This window comes from Arthrobacter humicola, assembly GCF_039531445.1.
GTDB classification, from domain to species: Bacteria; Actinomycetota; Actinomycetes; order Actinomycetales; family Micrococcaceae; genus Arthrobacter; species Arthrobacter humicola.
Map to the genome: position 1 here is coordinate 9,959 of NZ_BAAAQB010000040.1, position 20,845 is coordinate 30,803.

The following is a 20,845-nucleotide window of genomic DNA, read 5'->3' on the forward strand; positions in this document are numbered from 1 at the left end:
GAACCATCATCCCCGTGCTGCCCGGCAGCATCCTGATCGGGCTGAGCCTGTTCGCCTGGGCGTTGTGGGGCGGCGCCGGAACCACGGGCTGGGTGGTTTTCGGGATCGGCCTGGCCTTCGTCCTGGCCGGCATGGCCGCCAGCACGGTGCTGACCGGCCGGAAACTCAAGCAGCACAGCATCCCGAGCCGTTCCGTGGTGGTGGGGCTGGTGCTGGGCGTCGCCGGCATGTTCATCATTCCCGTCGTCGGGCTGTTCGTGGGCTTCGCCGCCGGGCTTCTGCTCAGCGAGCTGCAGCGTACGCGGGTGTTCAGCACCGCAGTGGCCTCGAGCTGGGCGGCGCTGAAGGCCACTGGCCTTGGCATGATCGTCGAGTTCGGCCTCGCGTGCCTTTCCGCGAGCACCTGGGTGATCGGCCTCTGGGTGGCCGCGGCCGCCTAGCAGGGGCCGGCCGGTCCTACTACCATGAGGGAATGAGCGCCACATCTGGCGAATCCGCCCACCTGAAGCCCAGTGTTCCCAGCCCCACGGGCCCGATCCGCACGGGTCCCATCCCCGCCGGCGGGTCCCGGGGGCAGGGCAGGCCGTATACCGAAACCCGCGATCTGACCCCCTTCCGCAAAGCCGTGGTCCGGACGCCCGTCCGCGGCCTGGCCGGCAACGTGGGCGGTGTGGTGACCGGACTCATGGCGGGCCGGGTCCCGGGGACGCTGGCCGCCGAGGGCGGGGTGCCCCGCCTGGGCAGAATGTCCGGCCGGATGCCGGGCAAGACGACGAAAGCAGTACACGCCGCCGTCTTCGGCAGCACCGAGCCGGACGGGCTGATTGCCCTGGCCCGCACCTATCCCGGTTGGTCCGGACTTTGCTATCTCATGGCCGGGCTGCTGGCGTACTCACACGGCGGGCATCTTCGCGCCTCCGAGCTCTTAAGGCATGGACTGAGCCTCCGGAACGACGCCGACGCCAACCGCTACGCCGCCGTGTACCTGGCGGGTGTGGTCACCAGGGTAGAGGTGGCCGAGCGGATCGAAGTTCCCGTGCTCTTCAGCGAGGAGGCCGTGGTTCTGGCCCTGTCGCATTCCCTGCGCGAGACCGGCCAGACGGAGGAGGCCCTGGCGGCGCTGGCCGGTCTGCCGCCGTCGTTGCCTCTGGCTCTGGCCCGGTGTTCCCTTGCGGCAGAGCTGGGACACGACGTCGACGTGGTGGCAGACACCGAGGGGCTGCTGAACGCGGACGATCTGGCCGCCGCCCTGTTGCTGGTCCGTGCCCGGTGCCTTCGCAGGCTCGGAGCCTACGGCGCGTCCCGTTCCGCCCTTCAGGAGGTCCTGCGGCGCCGGAAGACGCACCTGGCCCTGCGCAGCGACGCGCTGACGGACCAGGCCTTGCTTATCCTCGAGGCGGGCCGCAAGACGTTCGGCGGCCGCGAATGGCAACGCCGGAAATCGACAGAGGTGGAACATGTGGAGGTCGTCCGCAAGGACGCGGAACTGCACGAACTCTGGGACCGCGAATACGGCAGCGCTAGCGACGGCTGACAGGTCACCGTGCCCACCTGGTGGCCAAATCCACGTAGCCACTACCCTTGCGGGCCTCCGTGGCGGGTAGTACAAACGAGGCATGAGAGATGCCGTGGCGCGCTGGATGCAGCACTACATCACGGCGTGGACAACGAACGACCCGGAGGACATCCGGGCGCTGTTCACCGAGGACGCCATCTATGCCACAAGCCCCCAGGAGCCAGAACCGTGGCGGGGCCGCGAAGATATCGTGGAGCACTGGCTCGCCGGGCGCGACGAGCCGGATGACTGGACGTTCGAGTGGAAGCTGCTTGGGGTCGACGGCGGCCGGGCATTCGTACAGGGCCTGACCACCTACCGCGGCAACAGCCGAAGTTATGACAACCTGTGGATCATCCAGCTCACCGCGGACGGCCGCGCGTCGTCCTTCACCGAGTGGTACATGCAGCGCAAATAGCCTCTGCCATGGATTCGCCGGCTCAGGCGCGGGTCATCGCCGCGCTGACGGCGGGCACGATTTGTTCAGCGAGCAGCATGGCGCCCAGGATCAGCATGATGATCCCGCTGGCCAGCGTCACCTGACGGGCGGCGCCCGGCCGAGCGTGCAGCAGTTTCCGGGCCAGAAGGGCCACGCAGCTGTAGATGACGCCCACGAGCAGCACGAACGTGAGGCCGAGCAGCCCCGACTGGACGGGAACCGGCAGCGAGGCGTCCGGGCTGACGAATTGCGGCACCAAAGCAACAAAGAACAGCAGGCCCTTGGGGTTGATCCCGCTGATGCCGATGCCCTGGAGGAAGATCCGGAACTGGCTCGCAGGGGGCGCCGCCGGGCGAGCGCCCGTGCTGAAGGTGGCGCCGCGCCAGGACCGCAGGGTGCTGTAGCCCAGCCACAGCAGGTAGAGGGCGCCCGCCGCCGTCAGCCAGCCGAGCACGCCGGGCATTCCGGCCAGCAGTGCCGCCAGTCCCAGCACCAGGAGCACGGTGTGCAGGGCGTAGCCGCCGCACAGTCCGGCGACGGCGGGAGCGAAGCTGCGCTGCCTCAGCCCCGCGGCAATCGAGTACGCCCAGTCGACACCGGGGGTGCAGGCCAGGGCGACGGCGACAACCAGGAAGGCGAGGAAAAGCTGGGGGTTCACGGCAGACTCCAGGGGATGCAGTACCTCGTAGCAGGTACAAGGAAAACTCTAGGCAAATCCGGCCCGGAAGTGTTCGCCTATCTACCGACGAATCGCCCCATCACGGTAAGATTCTTGCGTGATTGACAATATTGACAGAAGTATTTTGCGTCACCTCCAAACGGACGGACGAATGACTGCCACGGCGCTGGCCTCGAAGGTCGGGCTGACCGTGGCCCCGTGTCACCGCCGGCTGCGGGACCTGGAGGCCGCGGGGATCATCCGGGGCTACCGGGCGGACATCGATCCGGCCGCCGTCGGGCTCGGCTTCGAGGCGATCGTTTTCGTGACGTTGCGCCAGGTGGACCGATCGACGATGGAGATCTTCGAGAACCGGGTAGCGGACAACCCCAACATCGTCGAAGCCCAGCGGCTCTTCGGCTCGCCGGACTATCTGCTCAAGGTCATCGCAGAGGATCTTCCGTCCTACCAGCGCTTCTACGACAGCGAGCTGACCTCCCTTCCCGGCGTCGAACGCCTGACGTCCACGCTGGTCATGAAGAACCTGAAGTCGAACGCCGGGCCGCCGGTCTGAACGGCGACTTCGGGGCTGCCGGGCTCAGGCGCCCAGGAGTCCCGTCGTCCGGTAGGGGATGACCTCGCGAAGGAACATGCTCGTCGAGGTCCGGACGATGCCGGGACACAGCCGGATTTCCTCGGACACGCGGTAGAGGTCGTCCGGGCTCTTGGCCACCACCCGGATCAGGAGGTCGGTGTCCCCGGCCGGGGCATGGCATTCGAGCACCTCGGGGATGTTGCGCAGGGCTGCGATCGCCTCGTTGAGGTGGCTCTGGTCCAGTTCCGCGCTCACCGCAGCCGCCACGCCGCGACCCAAGGCGGACGGCAGGACCCGGCTGCTGTTCGGCCGGAGCGCGCCCGACGCCGACATCCGCTCCAGGCGGGACTGCACAGTGCCCCGGGCCAGGCCCAGCTTTTGCGCCAGCAGCATGACCGGCACGCGGGGATCGTCGTCCAGCGCGGCGAGGATCCGCCGGTCGGTCGCGTCGAGCTCCTGCAAAATGACCACTTCCTGTTCACTCTTCCGGCTGTAGTTGATCAGACTGACTACTCCGAGCCCGGTCCGTTGCACCAACTGTAGGTCTTCTGCTCAAATGGTGACAACAAAGGGACGCGGCCACCGCCACGGTCCCGAAGGCTACAGGAACCCCGGCACACCACCCGGACCCTGGATGAGGATCCCGCAAGGAACCTGCCGCTGACTGACTCTTGTTCACGCATCGTCATTCCGCACAGCACCACAACACGGCAAGAGCCCCTGAGCTACCGACGTCGGACGTCCCGAAGTCATCGGTAGCTGAGGGGCTCTTGTTCTGCCCGGCATAGGCTGGACCCATGACCTCTGCCGGCCGCTTCGCCCCCAGTCCCTCCGGAGAACTTCACGTCGGCAACCTCCGGACGGCCATCCTGGCGTGGCTCTTTGCCCGGTCCACGGGGCGGCGCTTCCTGATGCGGGTGGAGGACCTGGACCGGGCCCGGGCCGGTGCCGAGGCGGAGCAGCTCCGCGATCTTGCGGCGATCGGCGTGACCTGGGACGGCGGCATCGTGCGCCAGACGGACCGTGAGCACCTGTATGCCGAGGCGATCGCGCAGCTGACGGCAGCCGGGCTGACCTACGAGTGCTTCTGCACGCGCCGCGAAATCCAGGAGGCCCCGTCCGCGCCGCACGCCCCGCTGGGCGCCTACCCGGGGACCTGCCGGAACCTGAACGACGCGGAGCGCGACGCCAGGCGGGCGGCCCGGCCGGCGGCGGTCCGGCTCCGTGCCGCCGTGGCCGAGACGACGGTGCGGGACGTGCTCCACGGCGACTACACGGGGGTGGTCGACGACTTCGTGCTCCGGCGCAACGACGGCGTGACCGCCTACAACCTCGCCGTGGTGGTGGATGATGCCGTGCAGGGCATCGATCAGGTGGTCCGCGGGGTCGACCTACTTCCCTCCACGCCGCGCCAGGCCTACCTGGCGTCCCTGCTAAATATGCCCGTTCCGGAATATGCGCATGTTCCGCTGGTGCTGAACTCCGACGGCGCCCGGCTGGCCAAGCGCGACGGCGCCGTTACGCTCGCGGACCTGGCACGGGCCGGCGTGGGCGCCGACGAGGTCCGGGACACTCTGCTGGCGTCGCTCGGGCTTCCCTCCGGCCCCCTTGCCGATGCCCTGGCCGTATTCGACCCGGCCGCGCTGCCACGGGAGCCCTGGGTGTGGCCCGGCGCGTAGGCTGGATCCATGACCGAGCCCGCACACTCCCAGCCCCGCTTCACCGTTGAGACAGCCAAAGTCCTGGCCGAGGTGGCCCACAACCGCCAGAAGGACAAGCTCAAGCGGCCGTACCGCGAGCACGTGCTCGCCGTCGGGGATGCGCTGGTGGACTTCGACGACGACATCCAGATCGCCGGATACCTCCACGACATTGCCGAGGACACTCCGATGACCCGGCAGGCCCTCTTGGACATGGGGGTTTCCGAGCGGGCCGCCGACATCATTGAACGCGTCACGAAGCGCTTGCACGAGAACCCCGACGACTACCAGGCGGGCATCCGCTACATCGCCGAAGACCACGACGCCACCCTGGTCAAGATTGCCGACAACGCGCACAATTCGCTGCCCGAACGCGTCAAGGCGCTAGCGGAGAAGTGGCCGGACAAGCCGCCGGTCACCCGCTACGACGAGGCCCGCCCGGTGCTCTACGCCGCGGTCCCCGTGGAGGAGACCCGCAAGATCCTGGCCCGGATCAACCCGTGGCTGCTCCAGGAACTGGACGACATGCTCGACGAGGCGGACGACACCGACTACGAGAACCTGGCCTACGACAACCCGGACGCCGTCGTCTAGCGGATTCCCTCCCACAGCGAGCGTTCCCAGGACCGGGGGTCGTTCACCACACCCGGGGCGACGTCGAAGCGCATGGTGGCCCTGCGGGCGGGTTCATACCCCGGCCAGCCGGGGTCCCCGGTGGCGGCGAAGGACACCCAAGCGGCGTGCAGGGAATCGGCCAATGCCTGCGGCGGGTTGTCGCCCAGAAGCGGCCCGAACAGCCGGGCCGTCGTGTCCAGGTTGTCAAAGACGAACGGCACTTCCAACGCGTGGACCGCACCGAGGCCCGGTGCTGCCCACGCGAACTCGTACATGTAGGTGCCCGCGCCGGTACCCTGCGCCGCCTCGGCGTGGGCCTCGGCCAGGCGGATGGCCGGGATCCGCACCCACCAGTCAGTCTGCACGGCGGCAAGAAGGTCGCCGGGGCCGGCATCGGGGTAGTGGGCCCGGTACGATTCGAGCCCAGCCTGGACCGGGAGGCCGTAGGCGGCAGGCGGCGGGAAGCCCTCAATGCTGTCCGTGCCGCTCAGGCTCTCTTCCGTAACCCTGCCGAGCACGCCGGTGATGGCCAGGAACAGTTTCCAGTCCTCGGTGTTGGTGCCGACGATCACGTCGACGTGCGCGCTGGCCCCGGCGGCGATCCGGTCGATCGGACGGCGCGGAATGACCTCGCCGTCGATCACCGGCTGCCAGGGCATCAGGCTCGCCACGACGTCGTGGCCCCAGCGCTCCGGATCCGGATGCACCAGCAGCTCGACCTTCAGCTCCGCCTGCGCCGCGAGGAACCGCTCGACCGGAACCGCCGCCATGGCCTCGCGTGTCTGCGAAACGCCCAGCTTCACGGCAAGGGACCGGCCGATCCGTTCCGCGGCCGGTTCGGGGATCACGTGGTGGGCCGCCCCGCTCTGCAGGATGGCCCGCCGGAACAAACCATCGGCCCGGGGCATGGACAGCAGGATGCCGATGCTCATCGCGCCGGCGGACTCACCAAAGACGGTGACGTTTCCCGGGTCGCCGCCGAAGTCAGCGATGTTGTCCCGGACCCACTCCAGGGCCGCGACCTGATCAAGCAGACCTACGTTGGTGTGCCCGTCGCCGAGGCAGAGAAAGCCGTCGGCGCCCACCCGCCAGTTGATCACGACGCACACGACGCCGTCCCGGGCGAAGTTCCGGCCGTCGTACGCCGCCGTCGAGCCGACCTCGAAGGCGCCGCCCTGGATCCAAACCATCACCGGGAGTCCGGCCGCCCCTGCGCTTGACGTCCCAGCGGCCGCCCTCTTAGCGGGGGTCCAGATGTTGAGGTTCAGGCAGTCCTCCCCGGTCAGCCCGGTGTCCCAGTCGGTACCCGCACCCAAGGGCGGAGCAACCTGGGGAGGCGACGCCCCGAAGTGCGTGGCATCCCGCACGCCGGTCCACGGCTCAACCGGTTGCGGCGGCCGGAGCCGGTTCGCCCCGGACGGCGGCGCCGCGTAGGGGACGCCCAAGAAGGACGCGACGCCGTCGGTCTCCGCGCCCCGCAGCGAGCCGTTGTGGGTGGTGACGACAGCGTCCATGGCCATAACCGCCACTCTGGCAGGTCCCGGGGCGCACCGGAAGGGGCCGAAGGTCACCGGCCGGACAGCTGTGTCCCTGCGGGCATCAAACTGCCGGCATCAAAGGGCGTCGGGCCCGCCAAAGCAGCGCGATGTACGCCAGATCGAAGACGCTGCAGAGTCCGCCGAGGCCCAGAATCAGCGGCGAATTCCCCAGCCAGCCGAACGCCACCGTGGGGGCCAGCGTGCCGATCCACTTGGCGGTGCCGATCAGCAGGGACTGTCCGCGGAGTCCGGCGCGCGCGTCACCCATGCGGGCAGTTCCGCCCTGCCGAACTTCAGGAAGGTGACGACGATGACGAGGTCGGCCAGCCCCCGTTGCTTTGGCTACACCCGGCCCAAGGCGTCGATGTCCTCGAGGAAGTCCTGGTGCACCTCGTCGCTGACCGTCGTCCGGGTGTCCCGGATGGCATCGAGATAGTCCTGGGTGGAGGGGCCCTTGCGGACAGCCGCACGGGAGGCGGGATCGCCCCCGGACGCCGCGCCGCCGTCGTCGTACACCGCTTTTTCCAGCGCCCGCTGGGAGGCGCTGCGGGCCGCGTACTCAATGTCCGCGGGGGAGAAGCCCTCGGTGCGGTCCACGAGGAGCTCGACGTCGACGTCGTCCACCACGGCGGCGGGGATGAAGCGCTGCCACATCGCCTCGCGGGCCTGCCGGTCCGGCAGGCCGATCGGGATGACGTAATCGAACCGGCCGTGCCGCAGGAATGCCGAATCCAGGGCGCGGATGAAGTTGGTGGCGCAGACCAGGATGCGGCCGGGCTGTTCGCGGAAGGCGGGGATGATCTTGAGGAGTTCGTTGGTCACGCCCTGCAGGGGAGAGGGCGGCTCGCCCGAGCGCTGCGAGGCGATTTCCTCGACCTCGTCGATGAAGACCACGGCGTGCTCGAGTTCGGCGATCTCCAGGAATGTTTCGCGCAGCGCCCCGGCCAGGCCCTGCGGATCGGCGGCCAGCCGGGAGGGGAAGACCTCCACGAAGGGCCACTCGAGCCGGGACGCGATCGCCTTGGCGAACGTCGTCTTGCCGGTGCCGGGCGGACCAAAGAGGACGACGGCGCGCGGGGGAACCACGCCGTATTCGTCGGCGAGGTCGGCCTCGGCGAGGGGCAGGACCAGCCGGCGTTCCAGCAGTTCCTTTTCGCGGCGCATGCCGGCCACGTTCTCCCACAGGTCGCGGGCCAGGATGCGGCCGCCAAGCTGGCTGAGGGGTTCCAGCTCCTGGCGCTGGACCGGGATCTTCCGCTCAAAGTAGCGCAGGTTCTTCTTCAGCACGAAGCCGCGGCCCAGGAACGCCTCCACCCGGGTTTCAGATTCCGGCATCAGCGCGGAGAGCTTGTTCAGCCCGTGCGGGGCCATCCGGTTCTCGACGGAGGCCAGCAGCGAGGTCCCGATCCCGCGGCCCCGGAACTCGGGCAGCGTCGCCAGGAAAACGATCCAGCCCTGGTCATGGGCGGCACGTCCGACGGCGGCGCCCACCACCTGCTCGCCCTGCACCGCCACGACGGCATGGTCCTTTTCGCACGAGGCCAGGACCTCGGAGAGCGCGTAGACGGGCTCCACATTCGATTCCTTGAGGGATTCCCAAAGGTGCAGGATGCCGTCAAGATCTGCCGAGTGGAAGTCCCTGATCCGCCAGTTGGTCATGAAGTGTCTCCCGGATGGTTCGTCGCTGAGCCGGTGGGCGCCAGTGTGAGCTGGTCTGCTGAGCATATGCGAACCGCCTCGATCAGAGGTTGCGGGGGCGTTGCATTACGCCGACACCCCGCCCAACTAGCTCGCAGTTGTGGTCGTTTTGAGCGCTCAAAACGGCCACAACTGCGAGCCAGTTGGGCAGGCGGGCGAGGTGCTAGTTGCCGCCCGGCGCCCCCGGGCCAGGCCGGTTGGCCACGAGCGGGTACGGGCCGGTGAAGCCGTCGCGGACGGCGGCGATTTCCATGATGCGGTGCCGGCAGAGGCGCCAGCCGAGCATCAGGAGCGGGATGATGACGGCGAGGGACGCGATGGTCCACGTTCCCACCGGAGAGTCGAACGCCATGAGGACCAGCACCGCCAGGAGGAAGGCCAGGGTGATCCAGCCTGTGACGGGGGCGCCGGGCATCCGGAAGGAAGGCCGGAGCAGTTCCCCGCGGGCCGCGAGCCGGGCCAGCTGCATCTGGCACAACACGATCATGGCCCACGTGCTGATGATGCCCAGCGACGCGACGTTCAGGACGATCTCGAAGGCCTCGGCGGGGACCACGGCGTTCAGGACGACGCCCAGGACGGCCACACCGGCGGTCAGGGCGATGCCGCCGTAGGGGACACCGGACTTGTTCATCCGGGCGGCGAACTTCGGCGCGGAACCCGACACGGACATGGAGCGCATGATCCGGCCGGTGGAGTAGAGCCCGGCGTTGAGCGAGGACAGCGCCGCGGTAAGGACCACGAGGTTCATGATGGCGTCCACGCCGTCCACGCCGATGGAACCGAAGAATGTCACGAACGGGCTTTCACCGGCCTTGTAGGAGCTGTAGGGCAGCAGCAGCGAGAGCAGGACGAGCGAGCCGACGTAGAACACCGCGATGCGCACGATCACCGTGTTGATGGCCCGCGGCATGATCTTCTCCGGGTTTTCCGTCTCGCCGGCGGCGGTGCCGATCAGCTCGATCGAGGCGTAGGCGAACACGACGCCCTGCATCACCACGACTGCCGGCAACAGGCCGTTGGGGAACAGGCCGCCATTGTCCGCGATCAGGCTGAAACCGACCTCGTGGCCGCCGACGGGCGTGCCGAAGATGACGAAGTAGATGCCCACGAGCAGGAAGGACACCAGCGCCACCACCTTGATCAGCGCGAACCAGAATTCCATCTCCCCGAACACCTTGACGCTGATGAGGTTCAGGCCCAGGACCAGGACCAGGGCGGCCAGGGCCCAGGCCCACTGCGGCACGTCCGCGATGGGGGCCCAGTACTTCTTGAAGAAGTTCATGTAGAGCGCGACGGCGGTGATGTCCACGATCGCGGTCATGGCCCAGTTCAGCCAGTACAGCCAGCCGGTGACGAATGCGGCCTTTTCGCCGAAGAATTCGCGTGCGTAGGACACGAACGAGCCCGACGACGGCCGGTGCATCACGAGTTCGCCGAGGGCGCGCAGGATCATGAAGGCGAAGAAGCCGCAGACGGCGTAGCTGATGATCAGGGCCGGTCCGGCGGTGGCGAGACGGCCTCCGGCGCCCATGAAGAGGCCGGTGCCGATGGCGCCGCCGATCGCGATCATCTGGACCTGTCGGGGTTTCAGGCTCTTGTGGTAGCCCTGGTCCTCGGCGTGGAGCGCGGCCTCGGTGGCGTGGGCATGCGCCGGAATGGTGTGGTCGGTGACGGCCGGCCGCTGATGGGCGGGCTGTTGGTCCTGCTGTTTTTGGGCGCGGGCAGTGTCGGGATGAGTCATGGGGGTCCTTCGGGGTTCGGAAGTACGCTACTTGCTCAGGTTGGCCAGGCGCTGCGGGCTGAGCAGCTCGGTAAGCTGCTCCGCGGTCAGGAGACCGTGTTCGAGGACGAGCTCCGCGACGCCCTTGCCGGTGGCGAGGGCCTCCTGCGCGATGGCCGTGGCTGTGGCATAGCCCAGGTGCGGGTTGAGGGCGGTGACGAGGCCGATTGACTGTTCCACCGTGAGGCGGAGCCGCTCGGTGTTGGCGGTAATGCCCCGGACGCAGCGGGCCGTGAGGGTGCGGCAGGCGGCTTCCAGGTGGGAGATGCTCTTGTGGAGGCTGTGGACAATGATCGGTTCGAAGGCGTTGAGCTGGAGCTGGCCGGCCTCGGCGGCCATGGTGATGGTGACGTCGTTGCCGATGACCTCGTAGGCCACCTGGCTGACCACTTCCGGGATGACCGGGTTGATCTTGCCGGGCATGATCGAGGAGCCGGACTGCACGGCGGGCAGGTTGATTTCGCCAAGCCCGGCGCGCGGGCCGGAGGAGAGCAGCCGGAGGTCATTGCAGATCTTGGACAGTTTCACGGCGACCCGCTTCAGCACGCCGGAGAGGTGCACAAAGGCGCCGACGTCCTGCGTGGCCTCGATCAGGTCTACGGCCGTGACGAGCGGAAGGCCTGTGATGTCGGCCAGGTGCCGGCAGGCGGCCGCGGCGTACCCGGCAGGGGCGTTCAGGCCGGTGCCGATCGCCGTGGCACCGAGATTGATTTCGTGGATCAACAGGTCGGCGTCGGCCAGCCGGAGCCGGTCCTCCCCGATCGTGACGGCGTAGGTGCCGAATTCCTGGCCGAGTGTCATGGGGACGGCATCCTGCAACTGGGTGCGGCCCATCTTCACCACCGTGCGGAATTCAAGGGCCTTGGCGGCGAAGGCGTCCTCGAGCTCGGTGAGCGCTTCCAGCAGTTCCCGGGCGGCGAAGATCGTGCCGAGCTTGACCGCTGTGGGATAGACATCGTTGGTGGACTGGCTGAGGTTGACGTGGTCGTTGGGGTGCAGCCGTGCGTAGTCACCCTTGGGGTGGCCGAGGATTTCCAGGGCCCGGTTGGCGATTACCTCGTTGGCGTTCATGTTCGACGACGTCCCGGCACCGCCCTGGATGACGTCCACGACGAACTGCTCGCTGAGCTTGCCGTTCATGACGTCGGCGCAGGCATCCTCAATGGCCCGGGCGCACTCGGCGTCGAGCAGCCCGAGCTCGTGGTTGGTGCGGGCGGCAGCCAGTTTCACGGCGGCCAGCCCGCGGACCAGGTACATGTTGGAGGACAACGGCTGGCCGGTGATGGGGAAGTTCTCCACGGCCCGGAGGGTATGGACACCCCAGTAGGCGTCGGCGGGAACATCCCGGTCGCCGAGGAGGTCGTGTTCGGAGCGGAAATCCGGGCGTTCGTCGATCGAGGTCATGGCGGTCCTTACTGGGCGTCGGCGGCGTGGTAGGTTTCGGGAGCGGCGAGGAAATCGGCGGCCTGCAGGAGTCCGACGGGCCGCCCGCCGCCCAGCACAGGGGTCGCGGCGAGGTGCCCCAGGGACGAGGTGTCGACGTCGAGCGCCGCCAGGATCCGCACGGTGACGGGCATCCGGGCGCGGTCCCCGCCGTCGGAGATCTTCACGGCGATGGCGCGGCCGTCCGGGAGGCCCACCAGCTGGACACCCTCGAAGCCGTCCTTGGCCAGCAGGCCGGGGACGAGGCGCATCAGCGCGGTGACGTCCCGGTCCTCGCCCGCAACCATCTCGGGGTGGCGGCGCATGGCGCGTGCGACGGCGGCTTCCGCGCTGTCTCCGGATGCGCCGGGGCCGCCTGCCGCGGCCAGCCGCCCGAACGCGCGGGCCATGCCGCGCAGGGTGAGCGCGAAGAGCGGGGTGCCGCAGCCGTCAGTGGAGGTGCGCTCCGGTTCCTCGCCGGTCAGCTCCGCCACGGTCCGGGCCGCGAGCTGCTGCAGCGGGTGCTCCGGGGACAAATAGCCGCGGACCGGCCAGCCGTTGATGACGCAGGTGGCGGCCATCGCTGCGTGCTTTCCGGAGCAGTTCTGGGCCAGCTGGGTGGCCTTTCCGCCGCCGGCGAGCCATTCCTCGCGCTCGCGGGCGCCGTAGGGGAGGTCTGTGCTGTTCTCGAGGTCCTCCGGGGTCAGGCCGTGCAGGTCCAGGATGCGCCGCGCACCGTCGCGGTGGGCGGCGGCTCCGGAATGGCTGGCGGCCGCGAGGGCCAGGAGTTCGTCCGGGAGGTCCAGCCCGGCGCGGACCATGGCCACAGCCTGCAGCGGCTTCAGGGCCGAGCGCGGGTAGAACGGGGCGAGGGGCTCGCCGGCGGCCAGGAGGGTCCGGCCGTCCGCCGCCGCGGCGATCGCGGAGCCGTAGTGGACGCTCTCGACCAGGCCGTCGCGGGTCTGGACCGCAAGCGGGGCGTGCTGCGGGAGCCGTTCCGGGGCCAGCGGGGTCGGTAAGTGCGCGAGGGCAGGAGAAATCATTGCGTCCTTTGGCGGTGGAGTTGTTGGTGTCTGGTCGGGTGCCGGCGGGGGTGGCCGGCGCCTGCCGTACCTTCTGTTAGGAGTTGAGGATCGAGTCGAGGGCGACGCCAACGGCGTGGAGGTGTTGGCTCATGGCGATGCGCGCCGTCGCCGCGTCGCCGGCTTCGATGGCGGCCAGGATGCGCCGGTGTTCGTCGTCGGAAGCGTGCTTGCGGTCCGCCACCATGTTCAGTGTCTCGGACTGGTAGGCGAGGGCCTCGCGGATGTCCGCGACGACGTTTTCGAACACCTTGTTGCTGCTGGCCCGTGCGATCAACGCGTGGAAGCTGGAGTCCAGGCCCACCCATACTTCGGGGTCGTCCTCGGCGGTCATCGCAGCGACGATGTCCCGCATAGTGTCCAGTTCCTCGGGCGATCGGCGTTCCGCGGCCAGTCCGGCGGCAGGAACCTCGATGTGGGGACGCGCCTCCGTGAGGTCGCGTGCCGAGTACTGGCCCAGCACCAGGTCCTTTGCCACGTGGTTGGCGACGACGAACGTGCCACGTCCGGTCCTGGTGACGGTCAGGCCCAAGGCGGTGCAGGAGCGCAGGGCCTCGCGCACCACCGAGCGGCTCACCCCGTACTCCTGGGCGAGCGTTGCCTCGGAGCTCAGCTTGGCGCCGACGCCGAGCTTGCCGGATTCGATGTCGGAGCGGAGGACGTTGAATACCGCTTCGGCCGCGCTGAGGCGGGCGAGCGGCTGTCCTGCTGTCCGGCTGTCTGACAGGTTCACGCTTTAAAATATGGCAGGGGTCACACCTGGTGTCAACTGTGACGACGGCCCGGGGGCCGGATGACCGCCAGCCCGAGGGCCGGATGCCAGGGGCCGGGGCCGCCGTCACGGTTGGTGCTCTGGTGCCGGCGGCGCCTACAGGGCGGCGAGCAGTGCCTTCATGTCGGCGATTTCTGCGGTCTGGGCGGCCGCGATGTCCTTGCCCAGCTGGACGGCCTCGGCGCTCTTGCCGCTGCGGACCTCCGCGTTCGCCATCTCCACGGCGCCCTCGTGGTGAGCGATCATCTGGGTCAGGAAGAGTTTCGCGGCCTCGGTACCCTGGGCGGCGTCGAGTTCCTTGAGGTCATCCTCGCCCATCATGCCGGACATGGCGTGGCCGCCGGCCGTCTGCGTGGATTCGTTCCAGGCCTTGAGCCATCCCGTCATTCTCTCGATCTCCGGGCCTTGGGCGGCCTTGATTTTCGCGGCCAGCGCCGTGATTCGCGCGTCCATGCCCTGCTTCTGCAGCATCTTCTCGCTCATTTCGACGGCCTGTGCATGGTGGGGGATCATGCCCTGAGCAAAGAGCGTGTCGGTGCCGTTGTGGGTGGCGCCGGCAGCGCCCGGCGCGGAGCTCGCAGCCATGCTGCCGCTGCCCATTCCGGACATCGTGCTGCCGGAACTCGAGCCGGAGCCGGTGGAGCAACCGGCCAGGGCGATGACGGCGGCGAGGGCGGTCGCGGAAATCGTGAGGGTCTTCTTCATGTCAGATCTGTCCTTTGAAAATCCGGCAGGGAACGCCGGCGTCGGGCGGGCTGCGGCGCAGGAGGGCGGCGCGCCCCGATGGCATGCAGAGGCGCCGGAAAATCAACGGCGCGGGCCCGGGTTTACGTTCGGCTAATGGACAGATCGTTGGGCGTGGGTGAGCCGGGGATGCGGGCCGAGAGCGCCCACTGGGCCGCAACACCTGTCGCCCAGGGCTGGGTTCGCTTCACTGCGGTGCCCGGTGGCGGCACGCTCAGCGAGACGCCGGACACGGAGGGGGTGCAGTCCACATGGGCGGCCGGCTTCTCGGCGCAGCTACCTTGACTGGTGCACGACGCCGGCATCGGCGTGCCGCCGACTGTCACCGTTGTAGCGAACACCGGAGGGGCCGCAGGAGCTGTCGCGGCGGGTGAGTGTCCAGAGTGAGTCCGGGCGGCGGGCATGACGCTAGAAGCGCTTGCCGGGTGGGCGGTTTGGCCGTGCGTTCCGTGGAGGCCGGCAAGGATGTGCATGCCAAGGAAGCCGGCAATGACTGCGAGGATGCCGGCCAGCAGTGCTGCGCGGCGGAGGACCGGCACGGCACCGGCTGCGCGGGCAGTGGCCATGGAGATCCTCCTAGCTGGGTCGTTGGGCTGCCATCCCGTTTCACGGCGTTCTCGTGACCCGGAGGCACTTTCAGGGTACCCGGATTCAACGCCCGGCTGCGGAACGATGTTCCCGTCAGTAGGCTGCTACTTCAGATCCCGAGCGTCGCCAGGCTCTGCTGCAGCGTTTCTGCCGAGTGGTGGAGGGATGCGAGTTCGCCGTCGTCCATGGGGGTGTCCAGCACCTTCAGGACGCCGCCGTGCCCCACGATACTGGGCAGTGAGAGCGCCACACCGGAGATTCCGTACTGCCCGTCCAGCAGTGTGGAAACTGGAAGGACCGCGTTTTCGGCGCGCAGCAGGGCCTCGACGATGCGTGCACCGGACAGCCCGATGGCGTAGTTGGTGGCGCCCTTGCCGGCGATCACCTTGTACGCGGCCTGTGTCACCTCGCGCGCGGTCTCGGCCAGGAGTTCGGAGGAGAAGATCCGTTCGCCGTTGACGGTCCAGTTGCGGATGGGGACCGGGCCGATCGTGGCGCCGGACCAGATGGGGAACTCCGTGTCACCGTGCTCGCCCACCATGCTGGCGTGGACGCTGGTGAGCGAGACTCCTGCGCGTTCGGCCAGCAGCCAGCGGAGCCGGGAGGTATCCAGCACCGTGCCGGAGGAGAAGATGCGCGACGTCGGCAGGCCGGAGATCTTCTGCGCGGCGACTGTCAGGACGTCGCAGGGGTTCGTGACGAGCACATAGACGGCGTCCGGGGCATGCTCCAGCAGCCGGGGCATGAGGTCCTCGAGGATCCGGACATTCGTGCCGGCCAGGTCAAGGCGCGTCTGGCCCGGGGCCTGTTTGGCGCCCGCCGTCACGACCACGACGTCGGCGCCCTCCGTGGCGGAGATGTCACCGCCGCCCGTGACGGTGGCCGCCGCGGCGGCAAACTGCGTCCCGTGGGCCAGGTCCAGCACCTCGGCCTCGGCCTTGATGGCGTTGACGTCGTACAGGGCGACGTGGCTGGCCGAGCCCCGGATCAGCGCCGCATAAGCGAGGGAGGTACCGACGCTTCCGGCACCGACCACCGCCAGTTTTGAACCACTCTTCCCGGACATGGTGCCCCTTTCGGGCTAGTTCTCCGGCGCGTCGGCCGGGTTTGCCGCGACCGACCCCGCGGTTTCGCCGCCGTCGATCACGAATTCGGCCCCGGTGACGAAGGAGGATTCGTCCGCGGCGAGGTAGACGGCGAGGTCCGCAACTTCCGTCGGCTGGCCGACCCGGTGCAGCGGGACGTGGCCGGTGTCGAAGGTCATGCCCTCCGTCATGGGTGTCTGGATGACCCCCGGGTGCACGGAATTGACGCGGATGCCCAGGCCGCCGAGATCCAGGGCCGCGCTCTTGGTCAGGCCGCGGACCCCGAACTTTGACGCCGTGTACCCCGCGAGCTGTTCGTATCCGCGCAGTCCGGCGATCGATGAGACGTTGATGATGGCGGCGGGACTGGAGCGGGCCAGGGCCGGCACGGCAGCTTTGATGCCGTTGAAGACGCCGGTGAGGTTCACCTCGATGATCCGGGCCCACTGCTCGTGCGGATAGTCGTCGATCCGGCCAAAGTTCACTATTCCGGCGTTGTTGACCAGGATGCTGAGCCCGCCAAAGGCGTCGACGGCCTCGCCCACGGCCTGCTCCCAGTCGGCAGGTTTGGTCACGTCCAGATGCACGTACCGGGCGCCGTCGCCAAGCTGTGCCGCAAGGGCGGCGCCGTCGTCGTCCAGGACATCGCCGACCACCACCTTTGCCCCTTCCTGCAGCATCCGGGTGGCCATGGCCCCGCCGATGCCGCGGGCGCCTCCGCTGATCAATGCCACTTTGCCGTCCAGCCGTCCCATGGCTTGTCCTTCCGGGCCGCTCCGCGCTCGGGCACGGGCACGCCGCCCGCCCTTGTCCAGCATCTCGTCGGGCCCCCGGCGCGGGCAGGGCCGTTGGACCCTAGGGGCGCCGACACCTCCTGCACCGCCGGTACGAACGTGCCGAAATGGCTCTGTACGGGCTCGCCCGGCCGCCCTACACTGGGATTGCGGGAAAAACGGCACGTTCGTACCTATGAAGGCGGCCGTTCGGACGCATGGTGATCAAAGGGGAGGATGCGGTCATGGGGAAGTCCTTTCCGGACCAGCTCGCTGCGGAGGTCCGCGCGCGGCGCGCCTCGCTCCGGCTGGGGCAGCGTGAACTGGCCGAACTGGCCGGAGTCTCCGAACGCTTCGTCCGTTTCGTCGAGCAGGGCAAACGCACCGTGCAACTGGATTCCCTGCTCGCGCTCCTGGACACGCTGGGGCTGGAACTCCGGGTGCAGACACGGACCAGCGCGGCCGCCCGCGCCCTCGCCGGGCAGCAGGCCAACGGGGAACTGCGGGCACGCGGGGAACCGGATCAGAGTGCGGACGCCCGGCCATGAGGCACCGCATCGCCGACGTCTACAAGGCCGGTGTGCTGGCGGCCCGGCTGGAACGGCACGACGGCGGCACCAGGTTCAGTTACCTGCCGGCGTATCTGGCGTCCGGGGCACCTGCCGTCGCGAGCTCCCTGCCGCTGACGGCGGACCCTGTGCTGTCAGCGGCGGGCGCGGCTCCGCCGTATTTCACCGGGCTTCTGCCGGAGGGCCGGCGGCTGAATGCCCTGCGCCGGTCCGTCAAGACCAGCGTCGACGATGATCTGTCGCTGCTCATCGCGGCCGGAGCCAATCCGGTGGGTGACGTGCAAATTGTGGGCCACGGGGAGAAGCTGGATCCGGACGAACACGCCGTCGAGCTTGAACCCGGAACCCCCGTGGATTTCGATGCCCTGCTGGGCGATTCCGGCCTGATCGACCCGGTGGCCCTCGCCGGCGTGCAGGACAAGCTGTCCGCGGGAATGATCTCCATGCCGGTGGCCAGCGCCGGCCGGCGCTACATCCTCAAGCTCAACGCGCCCGAGTTCCCGCACGTCGTCGAAAACGAATACGTCATGTTCCGCTATGCGGCGCGGCTGCGGATCCCGCTGAGCCGGGTCCGACTGATCCGCGACGTCGCCGGCCGCCCGGGACTTCTCGTGGAGCGCTTCGACCGGGTGCCCATCTCAACGGCTGCGGCGGGCGCGCCGTCGAATGCCGTGCAGCGGCTCGCCGTCGAGGACGGGGCGCAGGTGCTGGGGCTGTACCCGGCCGACAAGTACAACGTGGGGTACGGGCAGGTGTGCCATGCGCTCGCGGCGTACTGCGCGGCGCCGCTGCCGGCGCTACGGAATCTGGCCCTCCAGGCGGCGTTCGCGTGGCTGACGGGCAACGGGGACCTGCACGCCAAAAATGTTTCCATGGTGCAGCAGCCGGGCGGCGAATGGTCAATCGCGCCGGTGTACGACATCCCCTCCACCGTGGTCTACGGCGACAAGACGCTCGCCCTGACCCTGGACGGCAAGCGGACGGGGATATCCCGGAAGCACTTTTTGGGCTGGGCCGCGGGGTTGGGGCTGACGGAGCGGGCCGCCGTTCAGGTGCTGGAGCTGGCGCTGAAGGCCGCGGGGCCGCTGCTGGCGGACCTCCAGGCGGGTACGGCGTTCAGTTCCATGACGAACGACGACGGCGCCTCGCCGTTTTCGGCGGCCGTCACCCGCGATTGGGTCAAGGAGCTCAAACACCGGCGCAGGCTGGTGGAGGGGTGAAGTCCTGGCCCTAGAGGTGCTGGATGCCGGCCCGCTGCATGGCGTCCCTGTAGACCTCAACGTTCTTGGCCAGGAGCTCTTCCTGCTTGGCGGGGGAAACGGCGAAGGCGCGGCCGCCGAGCGCGGTGGCTTTGTAGATCTTGACGCCGTGGTTCTTCAACGAGGAATGGTAGGTCTTCTCGAAGAGCGTCAGGAAGGAGTGGGCGTCGGCGCCGTGGGCAATGACGGCCGAGACGCGCTTGTTGATCTTCAGGAACTGGCGGAAGGGCCGGAGTCCGTCCGTCTTCTCCTGGACATTCAGGGCCGATGCGGCGTCCGGATCTCGGACCCACGGGTAGGCGTTCCACGGCATTACGTAGCGGGGGTCCAGCTCTGCGGCCTCGTAGATGGAGGTGGCACGGCGGGCCGTTTCGTCGTCGTTGAAGTGCGAGACAAAGCCCGACTCCGTGCCCTTGCCGGGGCTGATATGCAGGCTGACAATCCGGCATTCGTCCTCGTCATGGACGGGATCGATGTAGGGGACCACGGATCCAGGCTTCTTTTCCATGAGCTCGTCGCACAGCTTTGTCACCGCGGCGATGTTCGGCTCCTGCAGCAGGGCCTTTTTTTCGTCCCAGTCAATCGTCACGATTTCTCCCTCAGCACTCGGCGTCCAGAATCAGGCGGCTTCCTCCACTCTACGCTTTCGCGGAAGAGCGTGTTTTTGTGGCGGGGTCCAGAGGCTTTCTTCCTCTCGCCACGGTCGGGAGGCAGGCGTACGCTTAAAGCGCCTGCAGGTAACCACTTGATTAAGCCGGGTCGTTCTGGTCATGCAAATGTCCGAGCCGTCTCATAGCGAGATCGCGAAGGTACCTGCAGGCCTCACGTGTTGCAGCTGGACGAGGCAGTGGGACAGTCCGTTCCCCTGGCTGAGGTTCAGTTTCCCGCAGACCAGCCGACGCTCGTCGGTGCTGCGCCGGGACCGATAGCCGTAGAAGCCGTGTTTGAGCGGCTCCGGTCTTCCGATCACTCATTGGCGTTGCGCGCGATGTCCTTAATGAGTGTGTTGATCCGCTTGAGGATTTTTGCGGTTCTTGGATTGCCGCCAAACACGGTCTGCGCCCGAGCCCGGGGGCTCGGATTGTTCTTGATCTCCCAGCCTCTTGTGATTGCAAACCCAGGAGGGTTTCAGGCCGCTGCCGCGGCCCGGGGCCCGGCTGGTTTGGGCGCCTTGGCGAGGTACCGGAGCTTGCGACGGCGGAGCGGTGTCGCTGTCTTGGGATACGGCGTTCCCGGGAGCGGCGGGGCCGTGGACTGGTAGGTGTGGCCGGTGGGGGTGGTGAGCTGGATGGTGTGTCTGGGGCCGGGGCGGGGCTGGGCGTTCCAGCCGGGGGTTTCTTTGGTGTGGTTGCAGGCTTCGCAGAGCCCGGCGCCGTTGGTGCCGGTGGTGTCTCCGCCGTGGTGCCAGGGGATGATGTGGTCCAGGTGCCGGATCGGGGCGTCGCAGTAGGGGGTGCGGCAGGTGTCGTCGCGGGTTTGGATGAAGCGGCGGAGCCCGGCGGGGAAGATCCGGGCCCGGGAGTCCATCCCGATGAGGTCCCCGGTGCCGGGGCGGGTGTAGAGGCGGCGGAGCCGGATGTCCGGGGCTGGGTTCTCGTCCGGTGTCAGGATTTTGCGGGCCCAGCCGGCGGGGACGGTGCCGTAGCCGGTGAGGCGGGCGGGTTCGGAGTCGGCCTGGAGGAGGGTGCGGTCGGTCATGATGAGTTGGAGTTCGATGCCGGCGATCCCGCCGGGGGTGCCGGTGATGCGTTCGACGAGGGCGTCGGCCATGGCCTGGCCGCGGGTGCGGGGGTCGCCGGCGGAGCGGCAAGAGTCGGCGTGCCGGGTCAGGGCGTTGTAGACGGCCACGCCCTGGGCGACGGGGAGCAGGGCGGTGAGGCAGGTCATGGTGTCCGGGGCCGGGCGGAGGCTGACGTGCCGGTCGGTGGCGGCGTGCGCGGCGCGGTCGGTGACGGAGCGCGGGTCGCGCC

General features: G+C 68.5%; 23 protein-coding genes. 8 read left to right on the plus strand and 15 right to left on the minus strand.

The window, feature by feature from the left end:
- The 3 genes from ABD243_RS16510 to ABD243_RS16520 all read left to right on the plus strand — a co-directional run.
- Positions 1-440: DUF456 domain-containing protein (locus ABD243_RS16510; RefSeq protein ID WP_344367478.1), on the plus strand; the 440-nt coding region annotated here is incomplete at its 5' end.
- Positions 441-472: 32 nt separating this feature from the next.
- Complete coding sequence (locus ABD243_RS16515; protein WP_344367479.1) at positions 473-1,534, plus strand: hypothetical protein; 1,062 nt, start codon at positions 473-475, stop codon at positions 1,532-1,534.
- A gap of 82 nt (positions 1,535-1,616) precedes the next feature.
- Positions 1,617-1,973, plus strand: coding sequence for a nuclear transport factor 2 family protein (locus ABD243_RS16520; protein ID WP_116766695.1), 357 nt, complete (start codon positions 1,617-1,619; stop codon positions 1,971-1,973).
- Between the two features lie 22 nt (positions 1,974-1,995).
- Here ABD243_RS16520 and ABD243_RS16525 read toward each other — a convergent pair whose 3' ends face one another.
- Positions 1,996-2,652 carry a LysE family translocator gene (locus ABD243_RS16525; protein ID WP_344367480.1) on the minus strand — a complete coding sequence of 219 codons (657 nt, stop codon included), beginning with the start codon at positions 2,650-2,652 and terminating at the stop codon, positions 1,996-1,998.
- 118 nt (positions 2,653-2,770) lie between these two features.
- On the opposite strand from ABD243_RS16525, the gene ABD243_RS16530 reads away from it, so the two are divergent.
- The gene (locus ABD243_RS16530; RefSeq protein WP_344367481.1) at positions 2,771-3,226 is read left to right on the plus strand and encodes an Lrp/AsnC family transcriptional regulator; all 456 of its coding nucleotides are present in this window, start codon (positions 2,771-2,773) and stop codon (positions 3,224-3,226) included.
- Between the two features lie 24 nt (positions 3,227-3,250).
- Here ABD243_RS16530 and ABD243_RS16535 read toward each other — a convergent pair whose 3' ends face one another.
- The gene (locus ABD243_RS16535; RefSeq protein ID WP_175460378.1) at positions 3,251-3,709 is read right to left on the minus strand and encodes an Lrp/AsnC family transcriptional regulator; all 459 of its coding nucleotides are present in this window, start codon (positions 3,707-3,709) and stop codon (positions 3,251-3,253) included.
- Positions 3,710-4,044: 335 nt separating this feature from the next.
- Between ABD243_RS16535 and gluQRS the strand changes: the two genes are divergently transcribed.
- Positions 4,045-4,926, plus strand: a complete 882-nt coding sequence (gene gluQRS, locus ABD243_RS16540) for a tRNA glutamyl-Q(34) synthetase GluQRS (protein WP_344367482.1) — start codon at positions 4,045-4,047, stop codon at positions 4,924-4,926.
- A gap of 9 nt (positions 4,927-4,935) precedes the next feature.
- A complete protein-coding gene (locus tag ABD243_RS16545) occupies positions 4,936-5,541 on the plus strand; it encodes an HD domain-containing protein (protein WP_344367483.1) in 606 nt (201 codons plus the stop codon).
- On the opposite strand, the gene ABD243_RS16550 is transcribed toward ABD243_RS16545, so the two are convergent.
- From ABD243_RS16550 to ABD243_RS16600, 11 genes are all read right to left on the minus strand, one after another.
- The gene (locus ABD243_RS16550; RefSeq protein ID WP_344367484.1) at positions 5,538-7,082 is read right to left on the minus strand and encodes a carboxylesterase/lipase family protein; all 1,545 of its coding nucleotides are present in this window, start codon (positions 7,080-7,082) and stop codon (positions 5,538-5,540) included. The two genes, ABD243_RS16545 and ABD243_RS16550, sit on opposite strands and share 4 nt — an antisense overlap.
- A gap of 79 nt (positions 7,083-7,161) precedes the next feature.
- Complete coding sequence (locus ABD243_RS16555; RefSeq protein ID WP_344367485.1) at positions 7,162-7,368, minus strand: hypothetical protein; 207 nt, start codon at positions 7,366-7,368, stop codon at positions 7,162-7,164.
- A gap of 74 nt (positions 7,369-7,442) precedes the next feature.
- Positions 7,443-8,759, minus strand: a complete 1,317-nt coding sequence (locus ABD243_RS16560; protein ID WP_344367486.1) for an ATP-binding protein — start codon at positions 8,757-8,759, stop codon at positions 7,443-7,445.
- A 202-nt stretch (positions 8,760-8,961) separates the two neighbouring features.
- A complete protein-coding gene (locus ABD243_RS16565) occupies positions 8,962-10,542 on the minus strand; it encodes an amino acid permease (RefSeq protein WP_344367487.1) in 1,581 nt (526 codons plus the stop codon).
- Positions 10,543-10,569: 27 nt separating this feature from the next.
- Positions 10,570-11,985 (minus strand): aspartate ammonia-lyase, encoded by a 1,416-nt coding sequence (locus tag ABD243_RS16570; RefSeq protein ID WP_344367488.1) that lies wholly within the window; start codon positions 11,983-11,985, stop codon positions 10,570-10,572.
- Between the two features lie 8 nt (positions 11,986-11,993).
- The gene (locus ABD243_RS16575) at positions 11,994-13,046 is read right to left on the minus strand and encodes an asparaginase (protein WP_344367489.1); all 1,053 of its coding nucleotides are present in this window, start codon (positions 13,044-13,046) and stop codon (positions 11,994-11,996) included.
- Positions 13,047-13,122: 76 nt separating this feature from the next.
- Positions 13,123-13,818 (minus strand): FadR/GntR family transcriptional regulator, encoded by a 696-nt coding sequence (locus ABD243_RS16580; RefSeq protein WP_344367490.1) that lies wholly within the window; start codon positions 13,816-13,818, stop codon positions 13,123-13,125.
- Between the two features lie 135 nt (positions 13,819-13,953).
- Complete coding sequence (locus tag ABD243_RS16585) at positions 13,954-14,562, minus strand: DUF305 domain-containing protein (RefSeq protein WP_344367491.1); 609 nt, start codon at positions 14,560-14,562, stop codon at positions 13,954-13,956.
- 122 nt (positions 14,563-14,684) lie between these two features.
- Positions 14,685-15,167 carry a hypothetical protein gene (locus tag ABD243_RS16590; protein ID WP_344367492.1) on the minus strand — a complete coding sequence of 161 codons (483 nt, stop codon included), beginning with the start codon at positions 15,165-15,167 and terminating at the stop codon, positions 14,685-14,687.
- Between the two features lie 131 nt (positions 15,168-15,298).
- Entirely contained in the window at positions 15,299-16,255 is a 957-nt protein-coding gene (locus ABD243_RS16595) for an L-lactate dehydrogenase (protein WP_116766684.1), read from the minus strand.
- 15 nt (positions 16,256-16,270) lie between these two features.
- A complete protein-coding gene (locus tag ABD243_RS16600) occupies positions 16,271-17,029 on the minus strand; it encodes a glucose 1-dehydrogenase (RefSeq protein ID WP_344367493.1) in 759 nt (252 codons plus the stop codon).
- 263 nt (positions 17,030-17,292) lie between these two features.
- On the opposite strand from ABD243_RS16600, the gene ABD243_RS16605 reads away from it, so the two are divergent.
- Together ABD243_RS16605 and ABD243_RS16610 are read left to right on the plus strand one after the other, a co-directional pair.
- Entirely contained in the window at positions 17,293-17,595 is a 303-nt protein-coding gene (locus tag ABD243_RS16605; RefSeq protein ID WP_344367494.1) for a type II toxin-antitoxin system Y4mF family antitoxin, read from the plus strand.
- Positions 17,592-18,836, plus strand: a complete 1,245-nt coding sequence (locus ABD243_RS16610) for a type II toxin-antitoxin system HipA family toxin (protein WP_344367495.1) — start codon at positions 17,592-17,594, stop codon at positions 18,834-18,836. Before ABD243_RS16605 ends, ABD243_RS16610 begins: the two co-directional genes overlap by 4 nt.
- A gap of 10 nt (positions 18,837-18,846) precedes the next feature.
- Here ABD243_RS16610 and ABD243_RS16615 read toward each other — a convergent pair whose 3' ends face one another.
- Positions 18,847-19,464 (minus strand): uracil-DNA glycosylase family protein, encoded by a 618-nt coding sequence (locus ABD243_RS16615; RefSeq protein WP_344367496.1) that lies wholly within the window; start codon positions 19,462-19,464, stop codon positions 18,847-18,849.
- 539 nt (positions 19,465-20,003) lie between these two features.
- Positions 20,004-20,845 (minus strand): HNH endonuclease (locus ABD243_RS16620; protein ID WP_344367497.1); only part of this gene is annotated, 842 nt, incomplete at its 5' end.

Excerpts from the sequence above, each read along its gene's own strand:
- ABD243_RS16590 (WP_344367492.1), bottom strand. The coding sequence starts at position 15,167 with ATGGCCACTGCCCGCGCAGCCGGTGCCGTGCCGGTCCTCCGCCGCGCA.
- ABD243_RS16545 (WP_344367483.1), top strand. The coding sequence starts at position 4,936 with ATGACCGAGCCCGCACACTCCCAGCCCCGCTTCACCGTTGAGACAGCC.
- ABD243_RS16585 (WP_344367491.1), bottom strand. The coding sequence starts at position 14,562 with ATGAAGAAGACCCTCACGATTTCCGCGACCGCCCTCGCCGCCGTCATC.
- ABD243_RS16605 (WP_344367494.1), top strand. The coding sequence starts at position 17,293 with ATGGGGAAGTCCTTTCCGGACCAGCTCGCTGCGGAGGTCCGCGCGCGG.
- gluQRS (WP_344367482.1), top strand. The coding sequence starts at position 4,045 with ATGACCTCTGCCGGCCGCTTCGCCCCCAGTCCCTCCGGAGAACTTCAC.
- ABD243_RS16555 (WP_344367485.1), bottom strand. The coding sequence starts at position 7,368 with ATGGGTGACGCGCGCGCCGGACTCCGCGGACAGTCCCTGCTGATCGGC.
- ABD243_RS16515 (WP_344367479.1), top strand. The coding sequence starts at position 473 with ATGAGCGCCACATCTGGCGAATCCGCCCACCTGAAGCCCAGTGTTCCC.
- ABD243_RS16560 (WP_344367486.1), bottom strand. The coding sequence starts at position 8,759 with ATGACCAACTGGCGGATCAGGGACTTCCACTCGGCAGATCTTGACGGC.
- ABD243_RS16550 (WP_344367484.1), bottom strand. The coding sequence starts at position 7,082 with ATGGCCATGGACGCTGTCGTCACCACCCACAACGGCTCGCTGCGGGGC.
- ABD243_RS16610 (WP_344367495.1), top strand. The coding sequence starts at position 17,592 with ATGAGGCACCGCATCGCCGACGTCTACAAGGCCGGTGTGCTGGCGGCC.
- ABD243_RS16565 (WP_344367487.1), bottom strand. The coding sequence starts at position 10,542 with ATGACTCATCCCGACACTGCCCGCGCCCAAAAACAGCAGGACCAACAG.
- ABD243_RS16575 (WP_344367489.1), bottom strand. The coding sequence starts at position 13,046 with ATGATTTCTCCTGCCCTCGCGCACTTACCGACCCCGCTGGCCCCGGAA.
- ABD243_RS16570 (WP_344367488.1), bottom strand. The coding sequence starts at position 11,985 with ATGACCTCGATCGACGAACGCCCGGATTTCCGCTCCGAACACGACCTC.
- ABD243_RS16600 (WP_344367493.1), bottom strand. The coding sequence starts at position 17,029 with ATGGGACGGCTGGACGGCAAAGTGGCATTGATCAGCGGAGGCGCCCGC.
- ABD243_RS16595 (WP_116766684.1), bottom strand. The coding sequence starts at position 16,255 with ATGTCCGGGAAGAGTGGTTCAAAACTGGCGGTGGTCGGTGCCGGAAGC.
- ABD243_RS16520 (WP_116766695.1), top strand. The coding sequence starts at position 1,617 with ATGAGAGATGCCGTGGCGCGCTGGATGCAGCACTACATCACGGCGTGG.